Here is a 25,923-nt window from a genome sequence, read left to right on the forward strand (position 1 = left end):
TCTAATCCGCCATCGATTGATAGAGCCATTCGGAGAGCGTCTCGGATGCCACCCGCGCGCCAGTGCCCGGAAGCAGTGCATCCTCGGTCAATCCGACACCGAAATAAGACGTGGACGGATCGGTTATCACCTGCCGCTCGTCTTCGTTTGCGGTGAGATAGATCCGTGCGATCTCATCGACACCGAACTGTTCCGGGCCGCCGATTTCGACGATACCGCCCAAAGGCGCCGAGACGGTCAATTCGGCCAGGAAGGCGGCGACATCTGCGGCTGCAACCGGCCTTATCAAGGCGGGCGGCAATCGAACGACATCGCCTTGCGCACCGATGTCGATCAATCCGCTGATGAACTCGTAGAACTGTGTGGAACGGAGGATCGTATAGGGGCGATTCGACGCCCGGATAAGATTCTCCTGCACCATCTTCGCGCGAAAATAGTCGCTTTCCACGAGCAGAGGCGTGCCGACGACGGAAAGGGCGAGATAATGCGCAATACCGGTTTCAGCGGCGGCCGCGAGCAAATTCTTCGTCGATGCCTTGAAGAAATCCAGGGCAGCGCTGTCGCCGAAGGAGGCGGCGTTGGTCACATCGACGACGATGTCGGTTCCCGCTATCGCCGCTTCGAGGCCCTCGCCGGTAACCGTATCGACGCCGAGCGACAAGGATGCCGCCGTAACTTCGTGGCCTGACCGGCGCAGGCATTCGCTGAGCCGCGTTCCGATGAGGCCGCTTGCTCCCACCACGGTAATTTTCATGTCGGCATCCTCGCGATCGATTGCATCGACAATGACCGGAAAGCCAAAAGCCTTCCATCATGCGCGAGGGTGGCTATCTTAGCCCTAGGTATAGCCAAGCAGACCCAAGGTTTAGGATAGCCATCGGGAACCACAAACGGCCTTCCCTCCTCGTTGGCGCTAAAGATCCGGCCGGCGGGTGCAGCGCTACCTCTCCGCGCAATGTATGGATTTCCATGAGTTGCGGCTGTGGTGCGGCGGGATTACGGTTCAATTATGAACGCGCCGGCCCCGACATCAAGAACGAGTGCTGCACCGAATACCGACGATCCCCGGGCTTTGCCTGCCCGACAGGAGCGGTTGATCATGAGCGTCTGGTCACACCGCCCCCGCGCTCTGTATCTGTGGCTCTTCACCGCAGCCTATGTGCTTGCCTGCGGCTTCGCCCAGTCGCTCGCGATCGTGCCGGGAACGGGTATTTCCATCTGGCCTCCGGGCGGACTTTTCATCGCGACACTCATTCTCGCCTCCAGGCGCAGCTGGCCATGGTGGATATTGGCCGGCTGCCTGGCTGAGCTGTTCAGCAACGCCCTTTGGTTCTACAGTCCGCTACCTGCGGCCTTCCTGATCTATGTCGGCAATGCTCTCGAAGCGGTCGTCGCGGCATGGTTGGTCAATCGGACCTTGAAGCGCCCGGCTCAACTGGAAACCTTGCAGGAGGTTCTTGCGTTCGTCGTTCTGGGCGCCGGAATTGCGCCAATCGTCAGCGCAACGATAGGAAGCGCAACGCTCGCCTGGTTCGGCATTCAATCGCAATCCTTCGTGACCGCCTGGCCTCTGTGGTGGATCGGTGACGCGACCGGTATCCTGATCGTTGCGCCGCTGGCGCTCACCGTCTTCCACAACTGGCGCGACAAGACCCGGCTGACGGCAGCGCAATGGCTGGAGGCTGGCGTCCTGGGCCTGATTTTTCTCGGTGTCGCCGCGCTTTCGCTCAGCGGCTATCTTCCCTTCGCCTACATCATCATGCCGCCGCTTCTTTGGGCCGCGGTCCGTTTCGAATTCAAGGGCGCGGCCATATCGCTCGCTCTCCTCGCCCTGATCACTGCCATCTTCACGATCACAGGCGCCGGCCAATTCGGCGATCCAGAGTCCCAGAAACACAAGCAGATCATGCTGCAGCTTTTTCTGGCCATCTCGGCGTTTTCGGCGCTCATCGTCGCGGCCATATCCAGGCAACACCAGCTGGCCGTGCTCACATTACGGCAAAGTGTGGAAACGCTGCGCGAGCGGGAACAGGAGCTCTCGCAGCTCGTCGATATGGTTCCGAGCCACGTCTGGCGCCTGACGCCCCAGGGCGAACCGACCTTTTTCAATAGACGAATGGTCGATTTCCTCGGTCTCGATGTCGCGGATTCGGACAGGACCGATATGAGCCGGCTGGAAGCGCTCATCGAGGCCGTCATTCATGCCGATGATGCGGCCGGCTTCAGGGAGGCGCTCAACCACTGCCTCGCCACCGGCGAAAACTTCGCCATGCGGTATCGGCTGCGCCGCGCCGACGGCATCTATCACTGGATGTCGAGCCGCGCCGAGCCGATGCGGGATCAGGCCGGCAGCATCGTCCAGTGGTATGGCCTTTGCCACGACATCGACGATCAGGTCCGCGCGGAAGAGGCGGTGCGCCAAAGCGAGCGAGCGCTGCAGCAGATGATCGACGCGGTGCCGGTTCGCGTCTGGAGCGTCGAGCCGACGAGCGGGTCGGTCTATTTCAACAAACGTTATCAGGACCATTTCCGCGCCGCCATCGCCGATTTCGACGCTCGCGGCGAGCCGCGCATCGAAGAGCTGCTACAGCAGCTGATTCACCCCGAAGATGCGCCCGGCGTTCAGCGCACGTTGAAAAATTGTTTCGAAAACGGCAGCGGCACCGCGATGCGGTTTCGCTGGCGAGAAAAAGACGACGTCTACCGCTGGGCGGAATGCAGGGTGGAACCCCGGCGCGATGACGACGGAACGGTCGTGCAATGGTACGGCGTTTCCCTCGACATCGACGAGGAAGTCCGTGCCCTGGAGGCATTGCGTGATCGCGAGCGCGAACTCTCGCAGCTCGTGGACATGGTGCCGGTTCAGATCAGACGCTTGACGCCGAAAGGCGAGCCGGTCTTCTTCAACAAGCGCCTGATCGATTTTTTCGGTCTCGACGTAGGGGATATGGATAGGCCCGGCATGAGCCGGCTCTCATCGATCATTCACACCCTCGTTCACCCCGATGATTCAACGAGACTGTTGGAGACGGTTCACCGCTCCCTTTCCAGCGGCGATCCCTTCTCGATAAAATACCGCATGCGCCGTGTCGATGGAGCCTATCGCTGGGTCGACGGCCGCGCCGAGCCGCTGCGGGATCAGAACGGCGCGATCATCCAATGGTATGTGATATCGGTCGACATCGATGATGAGATGCGCGCGCAGGAAGCACTGCGCGACCGGGAACGGGAGCTTTCGCAACTCGTGAATATGGTTCCGAGCCTGCTCTGGCGGCTTAATCCGGAAGGCGCTCCGACCTTCTTCAACCAGCGTCTGATCGATTTCCTGGGTCTCGACATCGTTCATATGGAAAAGCCGGGCGTGAGCAGCCTCGCGGCACTCATCGAAGCTGCCGTCCATCCCGACGATGCGGGGAGCCTCGCCGAAGCTCTCAACCATTCCTTCGCCACTGGCGAGCGCTTCTCCAAGCAGTATCGCCTGCGGCGTGCCGACGGCGTCTACCGCTGGGTCAAAGGCAGCGCCGAGCCGCTCAGGGACGAAAGCGGGCAAATCATTCAGTGGTACGGCCTCACCAATGACATCGACGATCAATTGCGCATCGAGGAGGAGCTGCGCGAGAGAGAACGCTCGCTCTGGCAGATCGTCGAAACGCTGCCGGCAATGATCGATTGCGCAGCGCCTGATGGAGAACCGGTATACCGCAACCCTCAACTCCGCGACTTCCTCGGATATAAGCTCGAAGAGCTTGACGGAACAGGAAAAACCCGGCTGGACGGCACACTCGATGCCGGCGTTCATCCCGACGACGTGGCGGGGGTCAAGGAGAATTATGCCCATTCATTGGCTACCGGCGAGCCCTATGCGCGCCGGCATCGTTTGCGGCGCTTCGACGGCGAATATCGCTGGGTCGAGACACGCGCTGCGCCGATGCGCAATGCCGAAGGCGTCATCGTCCAGTGGAACGTCATCTGCCTCGATATCGACGGAGAAGTTCGGGCGGAGGAGGATCTGCGTCAGGCGCGGGAGGGCCTTGCGCGGGCGAGCCAAGTTGCGAGCCTCGCCGAGCTTTCGGCCTCCATCGCCCATGAGGTGAACCAGCCGCTGGCGGCCGTCGTCGCAAACTCACATGCCTGCCAGCGCTGGCTCCTGGCCGAACCGCCGAACATGGAGCGGGCGCAAAGGACGGTCGAGCGCATCATCCGGGACGCCAACTCGGCCGCCGATGTCGTCAGCCGAATCCGCGCCCTGTTCAAACAATCCGCAGACAGGAGGGTTCATACAGCGCTTTCGGGCGTCGTCAACGAAGCGCGCAACCTCATAGCCGCGGAAGCAGCGCGCCGCCGCGCCCGGATCGAGGTGGAGATCGATAGCAACCTTCCGCTCGTCGCCATCGATCGCGTCCAGATCCAGCAGGTTCTGATCAATCTCATCCGCAACGGCATCGAGGCGATGGACACTATTGCCGGCGACAGGGTGATCGAGATGCGTTTGCGCCACACGGGGAATGCCGTCCAGACCGAAATCAGCGATCGCGGCCAAGGCATCGAATTTCCCGAGAAGATGTTCGAGCCGTTCTTCACGACGAAGGAAAGCGGCATGGGCATGGGCCTGGCGATCTGCCGTTCGATCGTCGAGCTGCATGGTGGACGATTGTGGGCCGAGAACAACAATCCGCACGGAGCGACGTTGATCTTTACCTTGCCGATAGAAACGAAGGCGGAGTCATGACGGCCGATGATCATATCGTCTTCATCGTCGATGACGATGAACGTATCCGCGAGGCGCTCGGCGAGCTGCTGGACTCGCACGGCATGCGCGCCGTCGCCTTCGAATCGGCCTGCGATTACGTGAGAGCGGATAAACCCGACGTGCCCGCCTGCCTTATCCTCGATATCGAACTGCCTGACATCAACGGCCTCGATCTGCAGAGCCAGATCGCCGACGGGGACCATCCGCCGATCGTCTTCATCACAGGGCATGGCGATATCCCTTCCTCCGTGCGTGCGATCAAGCATGGCGCGGTGGACTTCCTGACCAAACCCTTCAGCGATGCAGACCTCATGACGGCAATCCATGCGGCGATCGCCGAGGATCGGACAAAGAGATCGGGCCGCGCCGAACTCGACATGCTCAAACGGCACTACCTCGAGCTGACGCCGCGAGAGCGCGAGGTGCTGCCGCTCGTCGTCAGCGGCCTTCTCAACAAGCAGGCGGCGGCTGAATTGGGGATCAGCGAAGTCACGCTGCAAATCCATAGACGAAATGTGATGCAGAAAATGGCGGCGGCATCGCTCGCCGATCTCGTCCGGATCGCGGAGAGATTGGAAATACCGATAACCCACTCGCGCCGGGTGGGAGGGAATTGAACATGAACAAGACAAGACACATCGTGGCAATTGTCGATGACGATCCGAGACTGCTTGAATCGATGGGCGACCTTCTGGAATCGGCGGGTTATGTGGCCCGCGGCTTCTCGTCGGCGGGCTCGCTGCTCATCAACGGGCTGTCGGACCTCGACCTTCTCATCACCGATATCGGAATGCCAGGCATCGACGGGTTCGAACTGCGTGATCTGGTGAGCAAGTCACGCCCGGAGCTGCCGGTATTCCTGATCACCGGGCGCCACGAGATAGCGGATCAGAGCCGAGCTCAAGGCGTGGGCGGGTTTTTCCGCAAGCCTTTCGATGCCCAGGCCCTGCTGGCAGCCATCGCCAACGCTTTGCATAAATCGACAGATGGAGGGTAACATGAGAGTTGATCAGCCGTTGCTGCGGAGATCGGCGCCGTTATCATTGCAATACAGATCTGAAGAGGCTGAGCCGCTCGTCATTATCGTCGATGACGACGTATCGGTTCGCGAGGCGCTGTCGGAGCTGATCCTGTCGGCGGGTTTCCGATCGGCCAGTTATGCCTCGACCCGCGAACTGCTTGACGCCGATATCCTGGATAGTCCCGGCTGCCTGATCCTCGACGTGCGCATGCCGGGGGCAAGCGGCCTTCACCTGCAGCGCCATCTGGCCGAAAACGGCATTCCCAAACCGATCATCTTCCTGACGGGCCATGGCGACATCCCGATGACCGTCCAGGCGATGAAGGCCGGCGCCGTGGACTTTCTCACCAAGCCGGTGCGAGACCAGACGCTGCTCGACGCTATCACCGCGGCCATTGCGATGGACGCCGAACGAAGGGCGGAAGCCGCGGTCTCCAAGCGCAACATCGAGCGCCTGGAGACGCTGACGCAGCGTGAACGCGAAGTTCTGCACGAAGTGGCGCACGGCCGTCTCAACAAACAGATCGCCTTCGATCTCGGCATCAGTGAAGTGACGGTCAAGCTGCATCGCAGCAATGTCATGCACAAGATGGAGGCCGCCTCGATCGGCGAACTGATCCGGGCCTGGGAGACATTGCCGGCGCAGATGCGTCAGGCTGGGTCGCGTTAGCTTTTAGCCCGCATGCCTATAAGGGATCCCGGCTGTCCAATTTAATGCGCGCCGTATCCGATTCGCGCCAAAAAAGACGATCGGGCACAGACAAAGGGTTTCGGCGTCGCACCCTTGCGTTATCTCTAAATTAAAGCTCGGGGATATGATCAGGTGCCCGGCTTTGATTCCCCATAGGAGATCACGCCTTGAACAATCTATCGTCCGCCGCGCCTTCCCCTGAAACCGACGCCTTCGGCAACGAAGCAACCTTCCTGTCGGCCCTGGGGAATGCCAAACGGCTTCACATTCTGCATCTGTTGAGCGCAGGAGAAATGTCCGTGACCGTCCTGGCTGACGAGGTGGGATTGAGCCAATCTTCGACGTCCCAGCATTTGGCAATTCTTCGGGAGCAGGAACTCGTGCAGACGCGAAGGGCTGCCCAGACGATCTATTATTCACTCCAATCGAGAGCCGCCAGGGTGATGCTCGATACGCTCGCCGACATCTTCGGATCGCATCCTCGTACAATAGTGGAACGTGTCCGAACCGTGAACGCCTGATCCAAATAGGGAAGGTACTGCGGCTGACCGCATGCCGATGCGCATTGACGGCACGGATGCCATGCCGGCAATTCTCCCGAAAAACCGGCAGGCAGACATAGGCTTTGGTTTGCCGAGCGCTCCGGGCGTATAGCTGGGCGAACTGCGCGGCTTCTGGGAGGTTCGGGGCGTGAGCCGTGTTAACCGAACCCGACAGGGATGATGAGCACAGGGGTTTTTTCGGTTTTACCCTGTGGCCGACGAATTGGCAGGCGAGCGTCCGACCTGTCCGGTTCCGCTTTTTGCTGCAGGACCGGCCGCGTCCATGCGGAAAACGGCCGTTCCTGTTTTTCAGCGGATCAGGCGAAAGCGTAAGAGCCGTCCGGGCGCTTCGGCACGCGCCGCTGCCAATGGATGTAACCTTCCTCCTCCATTGCCTTCTCGTCCATTTCGACCCCCCAGCCGGGCCGGTCGGGGCGCAGTTCGAGATAGCCGTCCTTCGGCAGATAGGGATCGACGACGTAGCGGGTTTCCCCTTCCCGTTTCTCGATATCGAGGCCGCCATAGACATAGGCCTGCCCCTTTGGCAGCCGGTATTCGAGAATGCGGAAATTCTGCGCCGCAGCTGAAAAATGAACGTTGACGGCGGTCGCAAGCGGACCCATCGGGTTGTGTGGGGCGACGCCGACGAAAAAGGCTTCGGCGAGCGTGGCAATGCGGCGCATTTCGCTGATGCCGCCGACGACGCAGATATCCGGCTGGATGAGATCGGCGCCCTTGACCTGCAGCAGCCGCAGGAACTCGTTCCTGTTGTAAAGCGACTCGCCCGTCGCCAGCGTGCAATTGAGACCCTGTTTCAAGTCGCCCCAGGCCTCGATATTCTCAGGCCGCAGCGGCTCCTCGAAAAATAGCGGATCGTAGGGGGCAAGCGCATTGCCGAGCTGGCGCGCGGCGACCGGCTCGAAAATCTTGGCATGCGCGTCGAAGGCGATCTCGTATTCGTCGTTGACCGTTTCGCGCAGCGAACGGAAATAATCCGCCGAAGCTTTGACGACATTGCCCCAGCGATTGGAATGCATATCGACCCGCCAGGGGCTGAGCTTGAAGGCGGTGAAGCCCCACCCCTCCTTCAGGCGATCAAACTCGTCGCGAGCCGCCGGTGCATCCGGGGCGGTATAGACCCCGGCATAGACCTTGATACGGTCGCGCACCTCGCCGCCGAGCAGCTTGTAAACAGGGACGTTCGCTGCCTTGGCCGCAAGATCCCACAGGCAATGATCGAGCGCGGAGATCGCGGCAAGGCCGAGCGCGCCCGGCGGGAACCGGCTTTGCTGGATCAGCAGATTGACGAGATACTCGACACGTGTCGGGTCCTGGCCTGATATAAAGCCGTAGAGATAATCGAGCAGCGGCGGCAGCGCCTTGTCGGGGCCGTGATTGTAGCATTCGCCCCAGCCGGTGAGCCCGTCATCGGTATCGAGCGCGACGATCACGCGCGGACGGTCCTTGTCGCGGGTCATGAAAACCCGCATGCGATCGATCTTCATCATTTTGTCCTTCTAGCGATTGAAATAGCTGCGGCGCGCCACGCGCGTCTGCACGTAGACATGCTCGTTGTCGGTTCCGGGATTATAGGCGCCCGCGGCTTGCGGCACCGAGAGATTGCCGCTGCTCGGGAAGCGCGCGACGAAGGCCTCGTCGATATCGCAACCAAGTCCCGGGCCGTCGGGAACGGCGAGCAGACCGTCGACCTGTTGCGGATGCGGCACGATCGTCTGGCGGCGGCCGTCCCAGTCGTCGTCGAGGCGCTCGAGAATGAGGCCGTTCGGGATCGCCGCCAGCAGATGCAGCGCCGCATATTCCGCCACCGGCCCGAGCGAGCCGGAATGCGGCGCCATCTGGATATGATGGGCTTCGGCTATGGCGGCGATCTTCTTCATCTGGGTGATGCCGCCGGCCCGGCCGGTATCCGGCTGGATCACGTCGACCAACTCCTTCTCGATGAGTTCGCGCTCGCCGAAAATGGTCGCCGAGCGCTCGCCGGCTGCAAGCGGCACATGAGCTGCGTCGCGGATGCGCCGGTAGCCGTCGATATTCTCCGGCGCAATCGGATCTTCCACCCACATCAGCTCATAGGGCTCGAGCGCCCGCACCAGGCGGCAGGCATCCGCAGGCGTCAGCCACGGCGGCCCGTGCAGATCGATGGCGATGTCCATGCCGTCGCCGACCGCGTCGCGGAGTGCGGCGACTTTGCGAACGGGATCTGCGACGCCACCGCACTTGATCGCCCTAATGCCGCGCTCCTTGAGGGCAAGCGCGCGCTCGGGCGTATTGGCATGCGAATAGATCGGAATCCGGTCACGCACCTTGCCGCCGAGCAGCATCCATATCGGCACGCCGAGCGCCTTGCCCTTGATGTCCCAAAGCGCCATATCGATGCCGGTCATCGCCCCGCCGCCGACCGTTCCGAGCATGCCGTGGCCCATCATGGCGATATGCATCTTCTGCCACAGCCGCTCGATATGGACCGGATCTTCACCGATGAGCAGGGGCGCAAGATCATGGATCGCCGTCTCGACGACACGCGGCCAGCCCGAGCACTCGCCGATGCCGGTGATGCCCTCGTCCGTATCGATCTTCAGAAAGAGCCAGTTTCTGGTGCCTCCGAACTGCTTGGACGCGCCATCGCCGGACTGTTGGTCGGCCGCCCAGTTCGAGGGCTGACCGACATGCATGAGAAAGGTGCGTATCCCGGTGATTTTCATCTCTGAGAACTTCCGTTCTTGAGACTGTCTGGCTTGAGACTGTCTGGCTTGAGATTATCGGGCGCGACATAGCGGAAGCGCTTGGAATGATCGCGGTCCCGCGGATCGGGGCGCGGGATCGCCGATATCAGCGCCTGCGTATAGGCGTGCTCGGGCGTGCGGCAGACCCTTTCCGCGTCGCCGATTTCAACGAGCTGGCCTTTGTACATGACGCCGACGCGGTCGCACATGTAGCGGATGACGCCGATGTCATGGCTGATGAAGATATAGGCGAGGCCGAGTTCGTCCTGCAGGCGCATGAGAAGATCGAGAACCTGCGAGCGCACCGAAACGTCAAGCGCCGAGGTCGCCTCGTCGGCAACGATGACACGCGGATTGAGCGTAATGGCTCGAGCAATACCGATGCGCTGGCGCTGACCGCCGGAGAATGCATGCGGGTAGCGTTCGCGCGCCCTGGGATCGAGGCCGACCTGTTCCATCAGATGGCAAACGCGCTCATCCAGCGTCCGCCCCTTGGCAATGCCGTTGACGAGCAACGGTTCGCCGATGATCTGGGAGACGGTCATGCGTGGATTGAGAGAACCGAAAGGATCCTGAAACACCATTCGCAATTCCCGCCGTGCGGCGGCCAGCGTCTGGCCTTTTGCCGTTGCCAGATCGATGATGTCGCCGCTGGCGTTGCGATAGAGGATTTCGCCAGCCGTGGGATCGAGCAGCCGCATGATCGAGCGGCCCATCGTCGTTTTGCCGGATCCGCTTTCACCGACGATACCGAGCGTTTCGCCCGGCAGAAGCGAAATGGAGACGTCGTTCAGCGCTTTCACCTCGCCGAAGTCCATTGACACGTTGCGCAGTTCGAGGATCGGCGCTTTCGTCCTGTCGAGCGGCGGGCGCGCCAGGCGGATCTCGGCCTTCTGCTCCAGCTTCAGCACCGAGCCGATCAGCATGCGGGTATAGTCGTCTTGCGGCGCATGAAAGATCTGCTCGACCGGCCCGTATTCTTTGGCAACACCGTGATGCATGACGAGCACATCGTCGGCGATCTGCGCCACGACGCCCATATCATGCGTGATGAAGAGAACGGCCATGCCGTTGGCTTTTTGCAACCGGGCGATCAGGTCTAGAATTTCGGCCTGTGTCGTCACGTCGAGCGCCGTGGTCGGCTCGTCGGCGATCAAGAGCTGCGGCTTGCAGGCAAGCGCCATGGCGATCATCGCACGCTGGCGCATGCCGCCGGAATATTGGAAGGCATAGCGATCGAGCGCCTTTTCCGGTGAGGGAATCTCAACCTGCTTGAGCAGCGATATAGCTTCGGCCCGCGCCTCCGCCTTGCTCATCCTGGTGTGGAGGCGAAGCGCCTCGACGATCTGGTTGCCGACGGTGTGGATCGGCGACAGCGACGACATCGGCTCCTGAAAGATCATCGCGATGTCGCGGCCACGGATCGCCCGGATCTGGCGCCCGCGCGGATTGAGGCTGGTGAGATCGGTCGAGCCGCCGTGTTGATCGTTCAATACGATCGATCCGCCGGCGATGCGGCCGGGCGCATCGACGATCTGCAGGATCGAACGCGCCGTCACCGACTTGCCGGATCCACTTTCGCCGACGACACAGAGCGTCTTGCCCGGCTCGATCGAGAAAGACAGATCGCTGACGGCGCGAAACACGCCGGTGCGCAGAGGGAACTCGACGGTCAGGTTTTTCACCTGGAGCAGCGGCCTGCCGGCAATGGGAACGATATCGGTCATGCCGGCCTCATTTATTGTAGGGGTCGGCCGCGTCGCGCAGGCCGTCGCCGAGAAGGTTGAGCGCCATGACGGCGACGACGACGGCACAGCCCGGCATGAAGAGCCAGGGCGCGGTGGCGATCGAGCGAATGTTCTGGGCTTCGCGCAGAAGCACGCCCCAGGAGATGGTCGGTGGCTGCAGCCCGAGCCCCAGGAAGGAAAGAGAGGTTTCGGCAAGGATCATTGCCGGCACAGCAAGCGTGATCGACGCGATAATGTGGCTGGCGAAGCTCGGCAGCATGTGACGAAAGATGATGCGCCCTTCGCGAACGCCGTCGAGCCTGGCGGCGGCGACGAATTCCTCAGTGCGGAGCGACAGGAAACGTCCGCGAACGACGCGGGCGAGCTGCGCCCAGCCGGTCAGCGACAGGATGATCGTGATCATCATATATTGCAGCGTCGCCGGCCAATCCTGGGGCAAGGCCGCGGCCATCGCCAGCCAGATCGGGATCGTCGGCAGCGACAGCACGAAATCGATCAGCCGCTGCATGAAGAAATCGATGCGGCCGCCGTAATATCCCGAGATACCGCCGATCACGATGCCGAGCATCAACGACAGGAAGACGCCGACAAGGCCGATCGACAGCGATACCTGCGAACCCTGCACCGTTCGGCTGAAGACATCGCGCCCAAGCCGGTCGGCGCCGAAGAGAAGCAGCGGCATCGTCTTGTCGGGCGAGGCGATCAGATGGATGTTGGTGTTGAAGAGGCCGAACACGGAATATTCATAGCCACGCCCGAAAAATTGGACATCGACACGTTTGGTCGTGTCTTCCTTGAAGATGGCGGCCAGCGTTTCCGGATCGCGGGTCAGCTTCATCGGATAATAATGCAGGCCGAAGGAAAAGCCGTTCTCGGTATCGATCAGATGCAATCTCTGGGGCGGATGAAAGGTTGCCCGCGCATTTTGCAGGTTCGGATCGTTGATGGCAAAGAAACCGGGAACCAGGGCGACGATATACATCATCACGGTGACGACGAGCGCCACCATGGCCAGCTTGTGGCGGCGGAACGCCCACCAGATCAGTTGCCACTGCGATGCGACGGCCGCGCGGTCCGGCTGAATGTTTGTAACGGCAATGTCGGCCATATCAGGCTCCTATTCCAACCGGATGCGGGGATCGACCAGCGCAAGCAGGATGTCGCTGATCAAAGAGCCTATCAGCGTCAGCGCGCAGATCAGCAGAACGAAGGCGCCGGCGAGATACATGTCCTGAGCCATCAGCGCCTGCAGCAGCAAGGGTGCTGCCGTCGGCAGATTGAGGACGATAGCGACGACGACCGAGCCGGAGATGAGGTTGGGCAGCAGCCAGGCAATCGTCGAGATGAACGGATTGAGCGCGATCATCATGGGATATTTCATCAGCAGCCGGAATTCCGAGAGCCCCTTTGCCCGTGCCGTGGTCACGTAAGGCTTCGGCAGTTCGTCGAGCATGTTTGCGCGCATCACGCGGATGAGGCTCGCCGTCGAGGAGACGGCAAGGATGATGACCGGAAGCCAGAGATGTGAGAAGAGATCGCCCATCTTGGCAAAGCTCCAGGGCGCATTCTCATATTGCGGCGAAAACAGCCCGCCGACATCCTGGCCGAATTCGACCGCCGCGATATACATCAGCACCAGCGCCAGCAGGAAGGACGGAACGGCCAGGCCGAAAAATGTGAAGGCAGTGAAGAAATAGTCGCCAATCGAATATTTGCGCACGGCAGAAAAGACGCCGATCGGCAGGGCAATCGCCCAGGTGGCGATCAATGTCGAAAGAGCCAGGACGAGGGTCAGCGCCATGCGCTCCCAGATCAGATCGGAGACGGGCTGCTGCCATTCGAAGGAGATGCCGAAATCGCCGCGCGACAGGATGCCCCACATCCATTTGAAATATTGAATGAGCATCGGATCGTCGAGGCCGAAGCGCTCGCGCAATTGTGCCGCCGTGTTCTGATCGACGATCTCGTTGGAGGCTGCCAGCGTCGCGATATAGGTGGTGACATAGTCGCCCGGCGGCAACTGGATCAGCACGAAAGCGAGGAAGCTGACGGCAAAAAGCGATGGAATCATCCATAGAAAGCGTTTGGCGATAAAGACCAGCATGAGGCGCCTCTTGCATTAAACGCCGCCCACCCGGCCCTGTCGGCTGTCAAAGCCGGCAAGGCATCTCGGAAGGCGAACCGAAGGAAGCGCCGTACCGTCGGTACGGCGCTCGATCAAATCAGCTCGTGAAGGTGAACTGCTGCGGCATCGCAGGCCCCGGATTGGGCCAAGACCAGCTGTCCGGCTCCTTCTCCGGAACATTGCGCAGATTGTTGCGGATGATGCCGAAGCCGCCGACCGCAAGACACAGACCCACCGTCTCGAATTCTTCCGCCGCAATATCGAAGATCTGCTTCATGATCGCGCCGCGCTTGTCGAGATCGGCCGTCGAGCGCGCTTCGTCGAAAAGCTTCATACGCTTCTTCTGGCTTTCCGGCGGCTCTTCGCCGCGTGCACCGTTGGAGGTGTACCACAGCGTCCACGGAATGGCGTAACGAGAGCCCTGCGGATGGAAGGCGAAAAAGTCGCGCGGATCGAGCATCGGGTCGAGACCACCCGGCCCCGGCCACACCTGCGCATCATGGGCATTGTCGTCGCCGCGGGTATAGTAGAGCGCCCGCTCGATCGTGTTGACCTTCATATCGATGCCGATCTGGACCCAATGTGTCTTGACCAGTTCGAGCGCGTCGACGAGGTCGGGATAGAGCGTCGGAATGACGTCGATCGAAAAGAACACCTTCTGGCCGTCCGGCCGCAGGCGGAAACCGTCGCCGCCTTTCTTGTAGCCGGCCTGATCGAGCATCGCGCCGGCCTTGTCGGCGTCATATTCGGTGAACTGGCGCGCATATTTCTCGTGATACCAGGGGTGGGTCGGGCGCGGCCCGGCCTGGTAGGGCTCACTCTGTCCGAAATAAACGATATCGATGAGCTCCGGGCGATTGATGCCGATCGACAGCGCCTGCCGGAACGACTTATCCGCAAACATCTTGCGCATCGCAGGATCTTTGTGGGTGATGTTGAAGTAGATCTGGCACTGTTGCGACGCCGAGGGTACGAGCGTCAGCAGCCGATAATCGCCCTTCTGCATGTTCTGCGAGAGCGTCGGCTTGTTGGCCAATACGCTGATGTGACGTTCCTGAATATCGATCTTGCCGGAGATGACGTTCAGCATCAGCGATTCGACATCCTGCGAGATGCCGAAATTGATCTCATCGATGTAGGGAAGCTGGTTTCCTGCCGTATCGACCTGCCAGAAATAAGGATTGCGGGTCATGACGACGCGAGTTGCGCCGCCGACATAGGGTTCCTTGACAACCCATGGATCGAGCGTCGGCTTGTCGACATTGCCCCAGCGCGTCGGGATCTCGATATCGCCGCAGCGGCTGCGGAACAGCTCCGTCCAGCTGGTGACGCCGGCCTTCTTCGCGTCGGCCTCGATATTGGGATTGTATTTCGGCAGGAACTGGCTGCAGTAATGCTTCGGAAACAGCGTCGGATGCTGGCCGAGCGGCGTGGCGAGATTTTCCAGGTAAAGCGCGTTGGCCGCCGCAAAGGTGAACTTCACCGTATAATCGTCGATCTTCTCGACCGTGACCGGCTTGCCGGCAACGGAAAGCTGCGCCGGTGTCGAGCTGTAGAGCTCGGTGTTCTTGACGCAGTCTTCGATCGCGAAAACGACGTCATCCGATGTAAAGGGGTGACCGTCCGACCAGCGCACGCCTTCGATCAGATGGAAGGTGAATTGCGTTGCATCGTCGCTGACTTCCCAGCGCTCGGCCAGATTCGGCTGTACGGCGGTAAAATCGAGGTTCCAGCGCACGAGACTCTGATTGCCGACCATGCGCAGAATGCCGTTATGGTCGGATGAACCACGAAGGCCGCGCCGCAGCGAGCCGCCATAGGTGCCGACCTTCTCGTACGGCGTCACCACCATCGGCTTCTTCGGCAGGCGCTCGGCAAGCGGCGGCAGTTTTCCATCTTTCACAAGCTGCGCAAGTGCGGGCGCTTCACCACCTGCGGCGGCGGAGACGCGACCAGCGATAGACAAGGCAGCGACGCCGGCCATGCCACCAAGCACAGTGCGGCGGGTAACGCCACGCGACAGTATTTCATTGGGCATCGAGTTCCTCCCTTTCTACGCCGGTGCAATTTTTGAACCGGCTGATGCGGCGGGTTCCCGACCTGCCGCTTGCGCCCTCCTCGGCGCTGGGACCGAACCATAGACACGTTCCCAAATGATTACAAGAGTTGACAGATAATTACAAATTTCGTAGCGATGCAACATCGGGATCTAGATTTCCCGCCCTGAAATCAAAGCTGCAGCGAGCAAAAGGCGACGACCTGTCAGAATCTGTGCGCTGCCATCGCGATCATCGGCCGGCGCCGGCAAGAGCCCGCAGCGTTCAAAGAAAAAGGACGATAATGACATTTGAGGTCGACGCCGTTTCGAACAGAGGCGCAACGCGCTTCAGCGACATCATCTACGAGAAGATCGTGGGGATGATCGCCGACGGCAACTTTCCGGTGAACGAACGGCTGCCGTCGGAGACGAAGCTCGCCGCCGATTTCGGCGCCTCGCGACCCGTCGTGCGCGAAGCGCTCGAGCGCCTGCGAGCCGATGGCCTCGTGGTTTCACGCAAGGGCTCCGGCTCCTATGTCCGGCAAAGACCGGACTCGTCGATGCTGAAGATGGTGCCTGTGGGATCGCTCGCCGATGTCCAGCGGTTTTTCGAATTCCGCGCCGGCCTCGAAGCCGAGGCTGCGGAGCTTGCCGCACGAAACTGGCAGCCGGAGGACCGGGAGCGGATAACGGCAGCGCTTCTTTCGATCGAGCAATGTCTGCGTAACGGAGAACTCGGCGCCGAGCAGGACCAGGCTCTGCACGATGCCATCGCCATGGCGACCGGCAACCAGTTCCATATCACCGTGCGCGAATGGTTCAGGCCGCATTTCGCGATCGGGCATTCCGTTACGCGAAGCTTGAGCCTGAAACGGACGCTGGAGCAGATCCGCAGCGTCCAGGATGAGCATGCGGTGATCGTCGAGGCGATCTTCGCGCGCAATGAAACCGAGGCCCATGACGCCATGAAAAGACACATACTGAATGCCCGCGCCCGTATGTTCCAGGGCGTTTGAGCGATAATGGGAGGAGGAACGATGAGAAGGGTCGCTCTTACAGGTGCTGCCGGACGTGTCGGAACGCTACTGCGCCCACATCTTCAGCCGCATGTCGAACATTTACGCCTGATCGATCTCCAGGAGCCTGCCGGGCTCGGTGAAAACGAGGCCTTCGTAAGGGCCGACCTTACAAAGCCCGGCGAGGCATCTGCTGCGCTGAAGGATATTGACGGCGTCGTTCATCTCGCCGGCATCGCAAGCGGCATCGACATGAATGCCATTCTGCACGCAAATGTGCTTGGAACTTACAATCTCTACGAAGCCGCGCGGACCAACGGAGTCCAGCGGGTCGTCTATGCATCGAGCAACCATGCGACCGGCTTCTATCCGCGTGGCGAAATCATCTCGCCGCTCGATCCCATGCGCCCTGACAGCCCCTACGGGCTTTCCAAATGCTGGGGCGAACTGGTGGCGGGGCTTTACTACGACACGGCGGGCATTCGTTCCCTTTCCATCCGTATCGGCAATGCCGGCACCTATCCCAACAGCGAACGATCGATTGCGATCTGGATCAGCGCGCGGGATCTGGCACAACTGGTGCGGATCGGGCTGACCCACCCGTTGATTGCGGCGACGGTCGTCTATGGTGTTTCCGATACCGACGAGACATGGTGGGACAACGATCTGGCAACGAGGCTCGGCTACCGGCCACAGGACCGGCCGCGCGATCACGCCCGCATCGAACAGGGAGCCGAAGGGCCGGTCGCACTGGCGTTCCAGGGTGGTGGATTCTGCGAGATCAATCATGACGGCACCATCCGCATGCGTGACGCCGAAGGTTTGACCAAGAGCCTGGAGGCTGCCGAATGACGGCGCCTCGGATCATCCACCCGGACGTCCGTTCCGTGATCCGGCAACCGTTGACGGTCGGTGAATCGCCGGTATGGGACGATGAGACCGGCACCCTGTGGCTGGTCGATATTCTGGCGCCGGCGGTTGTGCGGCTGTCGGCCTCGGGACGGATCGATCGCTTCGACATGCCGGCCGCAATCGGTTGTCTCGGGCTTTGCCGCGATCACAGGATCGTCGTAGGCCTCCAGACGGGCGTCCATCTCTTCGATCCCGTCTCCGGTGATATCGAATTTTTGTGCGATCCGGTCGGACGCGATTTCAACGGCCGCCTCAACGACGGAAAGGTCGGTCCCGACGGACACTTCTGGGTCGGCTCGATCAGCGAAGCCAAGCCGCAGGTCGATGAGGCCGCACTTTACCGCGTGGGGCCCGACGGCAGCGCGCGGACCGTTGCAACCGGACTGACGAGCTCCAACGGCCTCGCCTGGTCGCCGGACGGCCGGCGGATGTATCACTCCGACAGCCGGCAATGTTTCCTGCAGGCGTTCGACTTCGATCCGGCGACAGGCGATCTCGGCGACGGACGCCGGCTTCGCAGCTTCACCGAAGACGACGGGCGGCCGGACGGCGCAGCCGTCGATCGTGACGGCTTTTACTGGAGCGCCGGCGTTTCCGCCGGCCGTCTCAACCGCATATCGAGCGAAGGGGAAATCGTCGAGATCTACAGTCTGCCGGTGGCAGCACCGACGATGCCGTGTTTCGGAGGGCCTGAACTCAGGACCCTCTTCGTCACCAGCCTGTCGACGGACCGCACCGGACGTTTCGAAGCAGGCACGGTCATCGCCTTCGACGTGGATGCGGAGGGCTTGGCGCCCTTCCGCTTCGGATGACGATCATTTTGATGGAAGCTAACGGGGAAGAAAAATGAGCATCGCGATCATGCGCAAGGCGCTCACGGGCGTGTCGGGCGTTCCCGTCACCGCCTATGACGGTAAAGGCGAAGTCGAACCGCGGATGACCGCCAATGTCTATGCGCGGGTGGCTGCGGCCGGCATTCACAACATCGTCGCGGCCGGCAATACCGGCGAGTTCTATGCGCTGACGCCGCAGGAGATCCGGATCGTCCATGAGGCGGCGGTTTCAGGCGTTGGCGGCCGGGCACCGGTGACGGCGGCGATCGGCCGGTCGCTGCGCGAGGCGATCGGTATGGCGAAGGATGCGGCGGCGATCGGCGCATCGGCCGTCATGTCTCATCAGCCCGTCGATCCTTTCGCAGCACCGTCGGCCCAGATCGACTATTTCTGCAATCTTGCCGATGCGTCCACCCTGCCGCTCGTCGCTTATGTCAGGGCCGAGGGCTTCAGCGTCGCCGAGATCGTCCGCCTCGCAAACCACGGCAATATTGCCGGCATCAAGTTTGCCACAACGGATCTGATGCTGCTGTCGCGCGCGATACCGGCCGCCGATCCGGCCGGCGCGCTGTTCGTCTGCGGCCTGGCGGAGAGCTGGGCGCCGACATTTACCGCGGCCGGCGCGCGCGGCTTCACCTCGGGCCTCGTCAATGTTGCGCCGCAGCTGTCACTTGCCGTTCACGCTGCGCTCGAAAAAGGTGATTTCGCCGCGGCACGGGCGATCGTCAACCGGCTCGAACCCTTCGAGCGCATGCGGACCAAATTCCGCAACGGCGCCAACGTGACCGTCGTCAAGGAGGCCGTCACCTATTCCGGCCTCGATGTCGGTCCCGTACGCGTGCCGGGATTGCCGTTGCTCGACCAGCATGATCGCGAGGAACTTCATCACCTGCTTCGAGGTTGGGAGGCCGAGGGCAGCATTCAAACCGATCCGGACCGGCAGCAGTCTGCAAAGGCGGCCGGCTGAGTTCGACACGAGTGCGGTTCAGCTTTTCATGGAAGCGCAGAGCCGCTCTAACCCTTTGTTTTTACGCAATTCCGGACGGAAAACCGCTTCGCACTTTTCCTGGAATTGCTCTATTTCCGCAAACAACAGGATTGGGAGGTCTAGAGATGCTGAAACAGCTACTGACAACGATCGCAATTACCGGCGCCCTGATGACGACGCAGCCCGTCTGGGCGGCATCGCCGCCCAATATGCTGGTGATCGGCACCAATCTCACTGGCATCCGGACGCTCGATCCGGCCCAGAACAATGCCCGCACGGTCTCCGAGCTGATCTCGAACCTCTACGACAACCTCGTGCAGCTGTCGCCTGACGATCTCAAGACGCTGAAGCCGATGCTGGCGACGAAATGGGAGGTCTCGCCTGATGGTAAGGTCATCACGCTGACCCTGCGCGACGACGCGGTCTTCCAGAGCGGCAACACGGTCACCGCCGAGGATGCGGCCTGGTCGATCCAGCGCGTCATCAAGATGGGTCAGGTCGGCTCCACCGACGTCGCGCTCTGGGGCTTCAAGGCCGATAACGTCGAAAAGCTCGTTCGCGCCAAGGATGAACACACGCTCGAGATCGAGCTGCCGCAGGCGGTCAATACCGATCTGGTGCTCTATTCGCTGGCCGGCTCATCGCTCGGCATCGTCGACAAGAAGACGGTGTTGTCGCATGAGGCGAACGGTGATTTCGGCGGCGCCTGGCTTTCCGCCAATTCCGCCGGCAGCGGCCCGTTCAGCCTGGCGCAGTGGCGGCCGAACGATGTGGCGATCTTCAATGCGCAGCCGAAATATTGGGGCGGCAAGCCGGCCATGGCCCGCGTCGTCGCCCGCCACATCCCCGAATCCGGCAATCTCCGGCTTCAGCTCGAAGCCGGTGACGTCGATGTCGGCCAGTATGTGGCAAGCGGCGATCTCGATGCGCTCGCCACCAACAAGGATATGGTGATCGAGAACGTCCCGGGTCTCGGCTTCTACTACATCGCCCTCAACCAGAAAGACCCGGACCTGCAGAAACCGAAAGTCCGAGAGGCCTTCCAGCACGCCTTCGACTGGAAGGCGATCTCCGGCAACATCATGCGCTATACCGGTTTTCCCTGGCAGTCGATGATCCCGCGCGGCATGATCGGCGCTCCCGGCGAGGCTGATGTCCGCTACAACTACGATCCCGCCAAGGCCAAGCAGCTGCTGGCGGAGGCCGGCTATCCCAACGGCTTGAAGAAGGTCCTCAATCCCTCGGGCGCTGCAACCCTGCCCTTCGCCGAAGCACTACAGGCAAGCGCGCGCGCCGCCGGCCTCGATCTCGATCTCGTGCCCGGCGAATTCACCCCCGCCTTCCGCGAGCGCAAATTCGAAGTTCTGCTCGGCAATTCCGGCGCCCGCCTGCCCGATCCTTTCGCCGTCGCCACCCAATATGCCTTCAATCCCGACAATAGCGACGAGGCGCGCCTCGGCAGCTATTATCTCTGGCGGACGGGCATGAAGGTGGACGAGCTCAACACGCTCATCGATCAATCGATGAAGGAGCGCGATACGGCCAAGCGTACCGACATTTTCAAGAAGATGGACGGGATCTATGCCGGCATGGCCGCCCCGCTCGTCATCTTCTTCCAGCGAACCGACCCCTACGTCATGCGCGCCAACGTCAAGAACTATCACGGGCATACGACCTGGTCGACGCGCTGGCACGACGTGACGAAGGAGTAGAGCGCGTGGCGAGCGCCGAGCTGACGTCGAAGCAGGAGAGCAGCCGTCATTCTCAGGCGGGCGGGTTCACCGAAGCGGCCCCGCATCCGTTGATGAGCTTGCTGCGGCGCCTGGCGGGGCGCGTGGTGGCTGTCGTCACCACGCTGCTCGGCCTGCTCTTCCTCACCTTCTCGATGGGCCGCCTTCTGCCCGCCGACCCGGTGCTATCAATCACCGGGGCGGAGGTCAGCAAGGAAGTTTACGATCGCGTCTATAACGAGCTGGGGCTCGGCCAGCCCATCTGGATGCAGTTCCTCTCCTATGTCGGCAAGATCGCCACAGGCGACCTCGGCATGTCCGCGACGACGGGCCAGCCGATCCTCGCCGATCTGATGACGATCTTTCCCGCGACCATCGAGCTTGCGATCATCGCCATGATCATCGGCGCGATCGTCGGCATCCCGCTCGGCATCACGGCCGCCGTCAGGCGCGGTACAATCATCGACCACATCGCCCGGATCGTTGCGCTTGCCGGCCATTCCGTCCCGATCTTCTGGACCGGGCTGATGGCGCTCTTCATCTTCTATGCGAAGCTCAAGCTCGTCGGCGCATCGGGTCGGATCGACGTCTTCTACGAAGGCCTCGTCACGCCGATGACCGGCTTCCTGCTGATCGACGCGGCGCTGCAGGGCCAATGGGAGGTGTTTCACAATGCGCTCGGCCACATCATCCTGCCGGCGGCGATCCTCGGTTATTACTCCGTCGCCTATATCAGCCGCATGTCGCGCAGTTTCATGCTCGAACAGCTCAGCCAGGAATACATCATCACCGCCCGGGCAAAGGGGCTCGGCACCCGCAAGGTCGTCTGGCGCCATGCGTTCAGAAACATTCGCGTGCAGCTGCTGACGATCCTGGCGCTGACCTTCGGCGGCCTTCTCGAAGGCGCGGTGCTGATCGAGACGGTCTTCGGCTGGCCCGGGCTCGGCCAATACCTCACCCGCGGGCTGCAGATGAACGACATGAACGTGGTGATGGGTTCGGTGCTGACGATCGGCGCCGTCTTCCTGATCATCAACATCCTGTCGGACTTCCTCTATCGCATTCTTGATCCGAGAACACGGTGACGCCATGACGATCTCCACCGAAGACGCAGACAGCGCCAACGCCGGCGGCCTTCGCAGATGGCTGCAGGCGCCGGAGCCTCGGGACTGGTTTCAGTCGTCGATGCAGCAGATCCATCAGGGCTGGCTGAAGTTCAGCCTGCACCCGCTTGGCCTGGCCGGCCTCGTCATCATCGTGCTCCTGATCGTGGTGGCGACGGCCGCACCTCTGCTGACGAGCTACGATCCGATCGTGCAGGATATGGCCGGGCGGCTTGCGCCCCCCTCGGCCGCCCATATTCTCGGTACCGACAATTTCGGCCGCGACGTCTTTGCGCGGGTGATCTACGGCGCCCGCACGACGCTCTACATCATCATGCTGGTGACCATCATCGTCGCCCCGCTCGGCCTGCTGATCGGCTCCTTCTCCGGCTATTTCGGCGGCATCGTCGACGAGATCCTGATGCGCATCACCGATATATTCCTCTCCTTCCCCGGGCTGGTGCTGGCGCTCGGTTTTGCCGCAGCCCTCGGCCCCGGCATCACCAACGCGATCATCGCGATCTCGCTGACGGCCTGGCCGCCGATCGCCCGGCTGGCACGCGCCGAGACGCTCAGCCTGCGCAAGGCGGACTATATCGCCGCCGTGCGCCTGCAGGGCGCGACATCAATTGCGATCATCACCCGCCACATCCTGCCGATGTGCATTCCCTCGGTGATCGTCCGCGTTACCCTCAACATGGCCGGCATCATCATCACCGCCGCCGGCCTCGGCTTTCTCGGCCTCGGCGCGCAGCCGCCCTGGCCGGAATGGGGCTCGATGGCGGCGAGCGGCCGCGAGTTCATGCTCGACAGCCCCTGGGTGATCGCAGCACCCGGCATTGCCATCGCGCTCGTCAGCCTCGCCTTCAACCTCGTCGGCGATGCCCTTCGCGACGTCCTCGACCCGAGAGGTTCGGAATGACTGGGCCCCTGATCGATATTCGCAATCTCGAAATCGCTTATGGCGGCGGCCACATGCGCGCTGTGCGCGGCGTGAGTTTTACACTCGGACAGGAGAAGCTCGGCATCGTCGGCGAATCCGGATCGGGAAAATCCACCGTCGGACGCGCAATCATGAAGCTGCTCCCGCCGACCGCAAAGGTCAGCGCCGAGCGAATGCGCTTTCGCGACGTCGACCTCATCACGGCAGACGAACGGAGGATGATGACGATCCGGGGGCGGCGGATCGGCCTGATTCTACAGGACCCGAAATATTCGCTCAATCCGGTCATGCGGATCGGCGAGCAGATTGCCGAGACCTACCGCTTCCATCATCCAAAGGTGAGCAAGGCAAAAACCTACGCCCAAGCGCTCAACATGCTCGAAGCCGTCCAGATCCGCGATCCCGAGCGCGTGGCCCGCCTCTATCCGCACGAGATATCGGGCGGCATGGGCCAGCGCGTGATGATCGCCATGATGCTGATTGCCGAACCCGAAGTGCTGATCGCCGACGAGCCGACCTCGGCGCTCGATGTCACGGTCAGGCTGGAGATCCTGGCTCTGCTCGATGAACTTGTGGCCCGGCGCAATCTCGGCCTGATCTTCATCAGTCACGACCTCAATCTCATCCGCAATTTCTGCGATCGCGTCCTCATCATGTATGCCGGCCGCGTCGTGGAAGTGCTCGAGGCGCGCGATCTCGGCAAGGCCAGACACCCTTATACGCAAGGGTTGCTGGCATCCCTGCCGACGATCGAGAATCCCCCCGCCCGGCTGCCGATCCTGAAGCGCGATCCCGCCTGGCTTGACGACCTCGCAGTGGAGCCGCCGCGATGATCAGGATCGACAATCTCACCATCCGCTTCGCGCACGGCCAAAGGCCTGTTGTCAGGGATGTCAATCTCGCCGTCGAAAAAGGGACGGCCTTCGGCCTGGTCGGCGAATCCGGCTGCGGCAAGTCCACGGTTCTCCGGGCGCTTTCCGGCCTCAACGCCAATTACGACGGCCGGATCGCGCTCAACGGCGAGACGCTGGACCGCCATCGCGGCCGGCCGTTTTTCCGCCGGGTGCAGATGGTGTTTCAGGACCCTTACGGATCGCTTCATCCCCGCAAGACCATCCGTTCGCAGCTGCAGGAGCCGCTGCGCAACCAGGGGCTGGACAGGAATTCCGTCGACGTGAACGCCGTGCTGAGATCGGTCGGGCTCGATCCGGCGCTGAGCTACAGATTTCCGCATCAGCTCTCCGGCGGGCAGCGCCAGCGCGTGGCGATCGCCAGGGCCCTGATGCTGAACCCCGACGTGCTGCTTTTGGACGAACCGACATCGGCGCTCGACGTGTCGGTGCAGGCCGAAATCCTCAATCTCCTGCAGGATCTGCGCAAAGAGCGCGGCCTTACCTATCTGCTGGTCAGCCACGATCTCGCCGTCGTCTCCCATATGTGCAGCCGCGTCGCCATCATGGAAGCCGGCGAGATCGTCGAGCAGGTCGAGATCGAGGCGCTGCGCAGAGGCGCCGTCGAACATCCCTATTCGCAACGTCTGCTGCGGGCGAGCCGGATGTACGGAAGGGCGTAACCCCTACCGGCACGCCCCTTGTGTCTATTTCCAGCTGGTATAATCGGCGGCAACACAGCCAAACGGTGCCCGATCCTGACCAAACCGCTTCTTCAGCTGCTCGCATCCCCACTCGTTCAGCGGCGCCGGCATGAGATTGTTGATGTCCATGCCAGGCGATTGGAATTGAGTCGTGGAACTCGTCACGTACCAAAGCCAGAAACCGACCACACCGACGACGATCAGAAGCAACACACCGAAGAAAAGCTGCAGCCGCTTCCATACCGATACCGTCCTTGTCGGTTCTTCGATCAATACGGGCCCACTTTGATCGCCGTCCCGCCGATATGGGGCAAGAGCCGCAGCGCGTTCGGCATCGGTCAGCTCAACGCGCTGCAGACGATCGTCCAGAAGCACCGGCAGAGCTGTAGTGCCATGCCTGACGGCCAGTCCGATCGCCTTGCCATTGGCTTCGCCGACGATCAGGGGCTCCTGTCCTTTCATGCGCGTGTAAGCCGATCGCCCCGTTTTGTCGGCGGCAATCTTGTCATTGTAGGTGATGGAAAGGACGCCGCGCCTGCGGTCGAATGCGCTGATCTCGACCGGGACGGGGATCAGCCTGGCAGGCCGGCGCAATTGGCCCTTGACCCGCCAAATGCGAATAGCGAGAAAAATCGTTCCCAGGCTCGTGCCGCCAAGCAGGACCACAAACAGAGCGAGCGTGATGATCCTGTTCCAAAGCATGTCCAGACCCAGGCTCATCGTCGCGAGTTCCGGATGATCGGCCGAAATCACAAGATCGGTTTCGTAATCGCCGGTATGGAAATCGACGAACATGATCTCGACCTCGGTGTCGTAGTTTCGTCCACCGTAGCTGTAGACAAGGCGCGCCTCGCAGTCGGTAAAGACGGCCTTGCGTGTGGTGCATCGGCCGTTTTGCACGTCGCCATCGTCGAGCACCAAAGGGTTCTGGCTGATCTGAAAATCGCGGATCACGCCCGGTGCTTCCCAGACGAAGAAAAAGACAGCCAATGCCAGGATGACGGGCGTTGCCCAGAAGTAAGCGCTCGGCGTGGAAATGACGTCGCGCGCCAATGAAAGCGGGCGGCTGGGAAGAACAAGCGAAGACAATGGTGCGGACCCCTCGTGTGACAGCGCAGCGCGCCGATAAAGCTTCAGACAGCGGC

22 protein-coding genes are annotated in these 25,923 nt (G+C 61.6%); 14 read left to right on the top strand and 8 right to left on the bottom strand.

Annotation, left to right across the window (positions count from 1 at the left end; all coding sequences use genetic code 11):
* Position 1: 1 nt before the first annotated feature.
* Positions 2-754: an SDR family oxidoreductase gene (locus tag CO666_RS17895; protein WP_097613512.1), complete on the bottom strand. Its 753-nt coding sequence runs from the start codon at positions 752-754 to the stop codon at positions 2-4.
* Between the two features lie 342 nt (positions 755-1,096).
* On the opposite strand from CO666_RS17895, the gene CO666_RS17900 reads away from it, so the two are divergent.
* The 5 genes from CO666_RS17900 (at position 1,097) to CO666_RS17920 (ending at position 6,983) form a co-directional block, all read left to right on the top strand.
* Positions 1,097-4,729 carry a PAS domain-containing protein gene (locus CO666_RS17900; protein ID WP_097613675.1) on the top strand — a complete coding sequence of 1,211 codons (3,633 nt, stop codon included), beginning with the start codon at positions 1,097-1,099 and terminating at the stop codon, positions 4,727-4,729.
* Positions 4,726-5,367, top strand: a complete 642-nt coding sequence (locus CO666_RS17905) for a response regulator transcription factor (RefSeq protein ID WP_097613514.1) — start codon at positions 4,726-4,728, stop codon at positions 5,365-5,367. Before CO666_RS17900 ends, CO666_RS17905 begins: the two co-directional genes overlap by 4 nt.
* A 2-nt stretch (positions 5,368-5,369) precedes the next feature.
* Positions 5,370-5,747 carry a response regulator gene (locus CO666_RS17910; RefSeq protein ID WP_097613516.1) on the top strand — a complete coding sequence of 126 codons (378 nt, stop codon included), beginning with the start codon at positions 5,370-5,372 and terminating at the stop codon, positions 5,745-5,747.
* A gap of 1 nt (position 5,748) precedes the next feature.
* Complete coding sequence (locus CO666_RS17915; protein ID WP_097613518.1) at positions 5,749-6,441, top strand: response regulator transcription factor; 693 nt, start codon at positions 5,749-5,751, stop codon at positions 6,439-6,441.
* Positions 6,442-6,629: 188 nt separating this feature from the next.
* A complete protein-coding gene (locus tag CO666_RS17920) occupies positions 6,630-6,983 on the top strand; it encodes an ArsR/SmtB family transcription factor (protein ID WP_085740363.1) in 354 nt (117 codons plus the stop codon).
* Between the two features lie 338 nt (positions 6,984-7,321).
* Here CO666_RS17920 and CO666_RS17925 read toward each other — a convergent pair whose 3' ends face one another.
* The 6 genes from CO666_RS17925 to CO666_RS17950 form a co-directional block, all read right to left on the bottom strand.
* Positions 7,322-8,509: a galactarate dehydratase gene (locus CO666_RS17925; RefSeq protein ID WP_097613676.1), complete on the bottom strand. Its 1,188-nt coding sequence runs from the start codon at positions 8,507-8,509 to the stop codon at positions 7,322-7,324.
* A 12-nt stretch (positions 8,510-8,521) separates the two neighbouring features.
* Positions 8,522-9,727 carry a mandelate racemase/muconate lactonizing enzyme family protein gene (locus CO666_RS17930; RefSeq protein ID WP_097613520.1) on the bottom strand — a complete coding sequence of 402 codons (1,206 nt, stop codon included), beginning with the start codon at positions 9,725-9,727 and terminating at the stop codon, positions 8,522-8,524.
* Positions 9,724-11,475 carry an ABC transporter ATP-binding protein gene (locus tag CO666_RS17935; protein ID WP_097613522.1) on the bottom strand — a complete coding sequence of 584 codons (1,752 nt, stop codon included), beginning with the start codon at positions 11,473-11,475 and terminating at the stop codon, positions 9,724-9,726. The genes CO666_RS17930 and CO666_RS17935 overlap by 4 nt, the downstream gene beginning before the upstream one ends.
* Before the next feature lie 7 nt (positions 11,476-11,482).
* Positions 11,483-12,604, bottom strand: coding sequence for an ABC transporter permease (locus CO666_RS17940; protein ID WP_097613524.1), 1,122 nt, complete (start codon positions 12,602-12,604; stop codon positions 11,483-11,485).
* 9 nt (positions 12,605-12,613) lie between these two features.
* Positions 12,614-13,600, bottom strand: coding sequence for an ABC transporter permease (locus tag CO666_RS17945; protein ID WP_085740648.1), 987 nt, complete (start codon positions 13,598-13,600; stop codon positions 12,614-12,616).
* Between the two features lie 118 nt (positions 13,601-13,718).
* On the bottom strand, positions 13,719-15,659 hold the full coding sequence (locus tag CO666_RS17950) for an ABC transporter substrate-binding protein (protein WP_097613526.1): 1,941 nt from the start codon (positions 15,657-15,659) through the stop codon (positions 13,719-13,721).
* Between the two features lie 302 nt (positions 15,660-15,961).
* Here CO666_RS17950 and CO666_RS17955 point away from each other — a divergent pair, with 302 nt between their 5' ends.
* The 9 genes from CO666_RS17955 (at position 15,962) to CO666_RS17995 (ending at position 24,757) form a co-directional block, all read left to right on the top strand.
* Positions 15,962-16,675: a FadR/GntR family transcriptional regulator gene (locus CO666_RS17955; protein WP_097613528.1), complete on the top strand. Its 714-nt coding sequence runs from the start codon at positions 15,962-15,964 to the stop codon at positions 16,673-16,675.
* Positions 16,676-16,696: 21 nt separating this feature from the next.
* Positions 16,697-17,527, top strand: a complete 831-nt coding sequence (locus tag CO666_RS17960) for an NAD-dependent epimerase/dehydratase family protein (protein WP_097613530.1) — start codon at positions 16,697-16,699, stop codon at positions 17,525-17,527.
* Positions 17,524-18,399, top strand: a complete 876-nt coding sequence (locus CO666_RS17965; protein ID WP_097613532.1) for an SMP-30/gluconolactonase/LRE family protein — start codon at positions 17,524-17,526, stop codon at positions 18,397-18,399. The genes CO666_RS17960 and CO666_RS17965 overlap by 4 nt, the downstream gene beginning before the upstream one ends.
* Before the next feature lie 34 nt (positions 18,400-18,433).
* On the top strand, positions 18,434-19,387 hold the full coding sequence (locus tag CO666_RS17970; protein WP_097613534.1) for a dihydrodipicolinate synthase family protein: 954 nt from the start codon (positions 18,434-18,436) through the stop codon (positions 19,385-19,387).
* Between the two features lie 146 nt (positions 19,388-19,533).
* Positions 19,534-21,120: an ABC transporter substrate-binding protein gene (locus CO666_RS17975; RefSeq protein WP_097613536.1), complete on the top strand. Its 1,587-nt coding sequence runs from the start codon at positions 19,534-19,536 to the stop codon at positions 21,118-21,120.
* A gap of 5 nt (positions 21,121-21,125) precedes the next feature.
* Positions 21,126-22,223, top strand: coding sequence for an ABC transporter permease (locus tag CO666_RS17980; RefSeq protein WP_097613538.1), 1,098 nt, complete (start codon positions 21,126-21,128; stop codon positions 22,221-22,223).
* A 4-nt stretch (positions 22,224-22,227) separates the two neighbouring features.
* Complete coding sequence (locus CO666_RS17985) at positions 22,228-23,163, top strand: ABC transporter permease (RefSeq protein ID WP_097613540.1); 936 nt, start codon at positions 22,228-22,230, stop codon at positions 23,161-23,163.
* The gene (locus CO666_RS17990) at positions 23,160-24,017 is read left to right on the top strand and encodes an ABC transporter ATP-binding protein (RefSeq protein ID WP_097613542.1); all 858 of its coding nucleotides are present in this window, start codon (positions 23,160-23,162) and stop codon (positions 24,015-24,017) included. The genes CO666_RS17985 and CO666_RS17990 overlap by 4 nt, the downstream gene beginning before the upstream one ends.
* Complete coding sequence (locus CO666_RS17995) at positions 24,014-24,757, top strand: ABC transporter ATP-binding protein (RefSeq protein ID WP_097613544.1); 744 nt, start codon at positions 24,014-24,016, stop codon at positions 24,755-24,757. Before CO666_RS17990 ends, CO666_RS17995 begins: the two co-directional genes overlap by 4 nt.
* Positions 24,758-24,781: 24 nt before the next feature.
* On the opposite strand, the gene CO666_RS18000 is transcribed toward CO666_RS17995, so the two are convergent.
* The gene (locus CO666_RS18000) at positions 24,782-25,867 is read right to left on the bottom strand and encodes a hypothetical protein (protein WP_097613546.1); all 1,086 of its coding nucleotides are present in this window, start codon (positions 25,865-25,867) and stop codon (positions 24,782-24,784) included.
* Positions 25,868-25,923: the final 56 nt, after the last annotated feature.

Origin of the sequence: Rhizobium chutanense, assembly GCF_002531935.1 — a bacterium.
Taxonomy (GTDB): Bacteria; Pseudomonadota; Alphaproteobacteria; order Rhizobiales; family Rhizobiaceae; genus Rhizobium; species Rhizobium chutanense.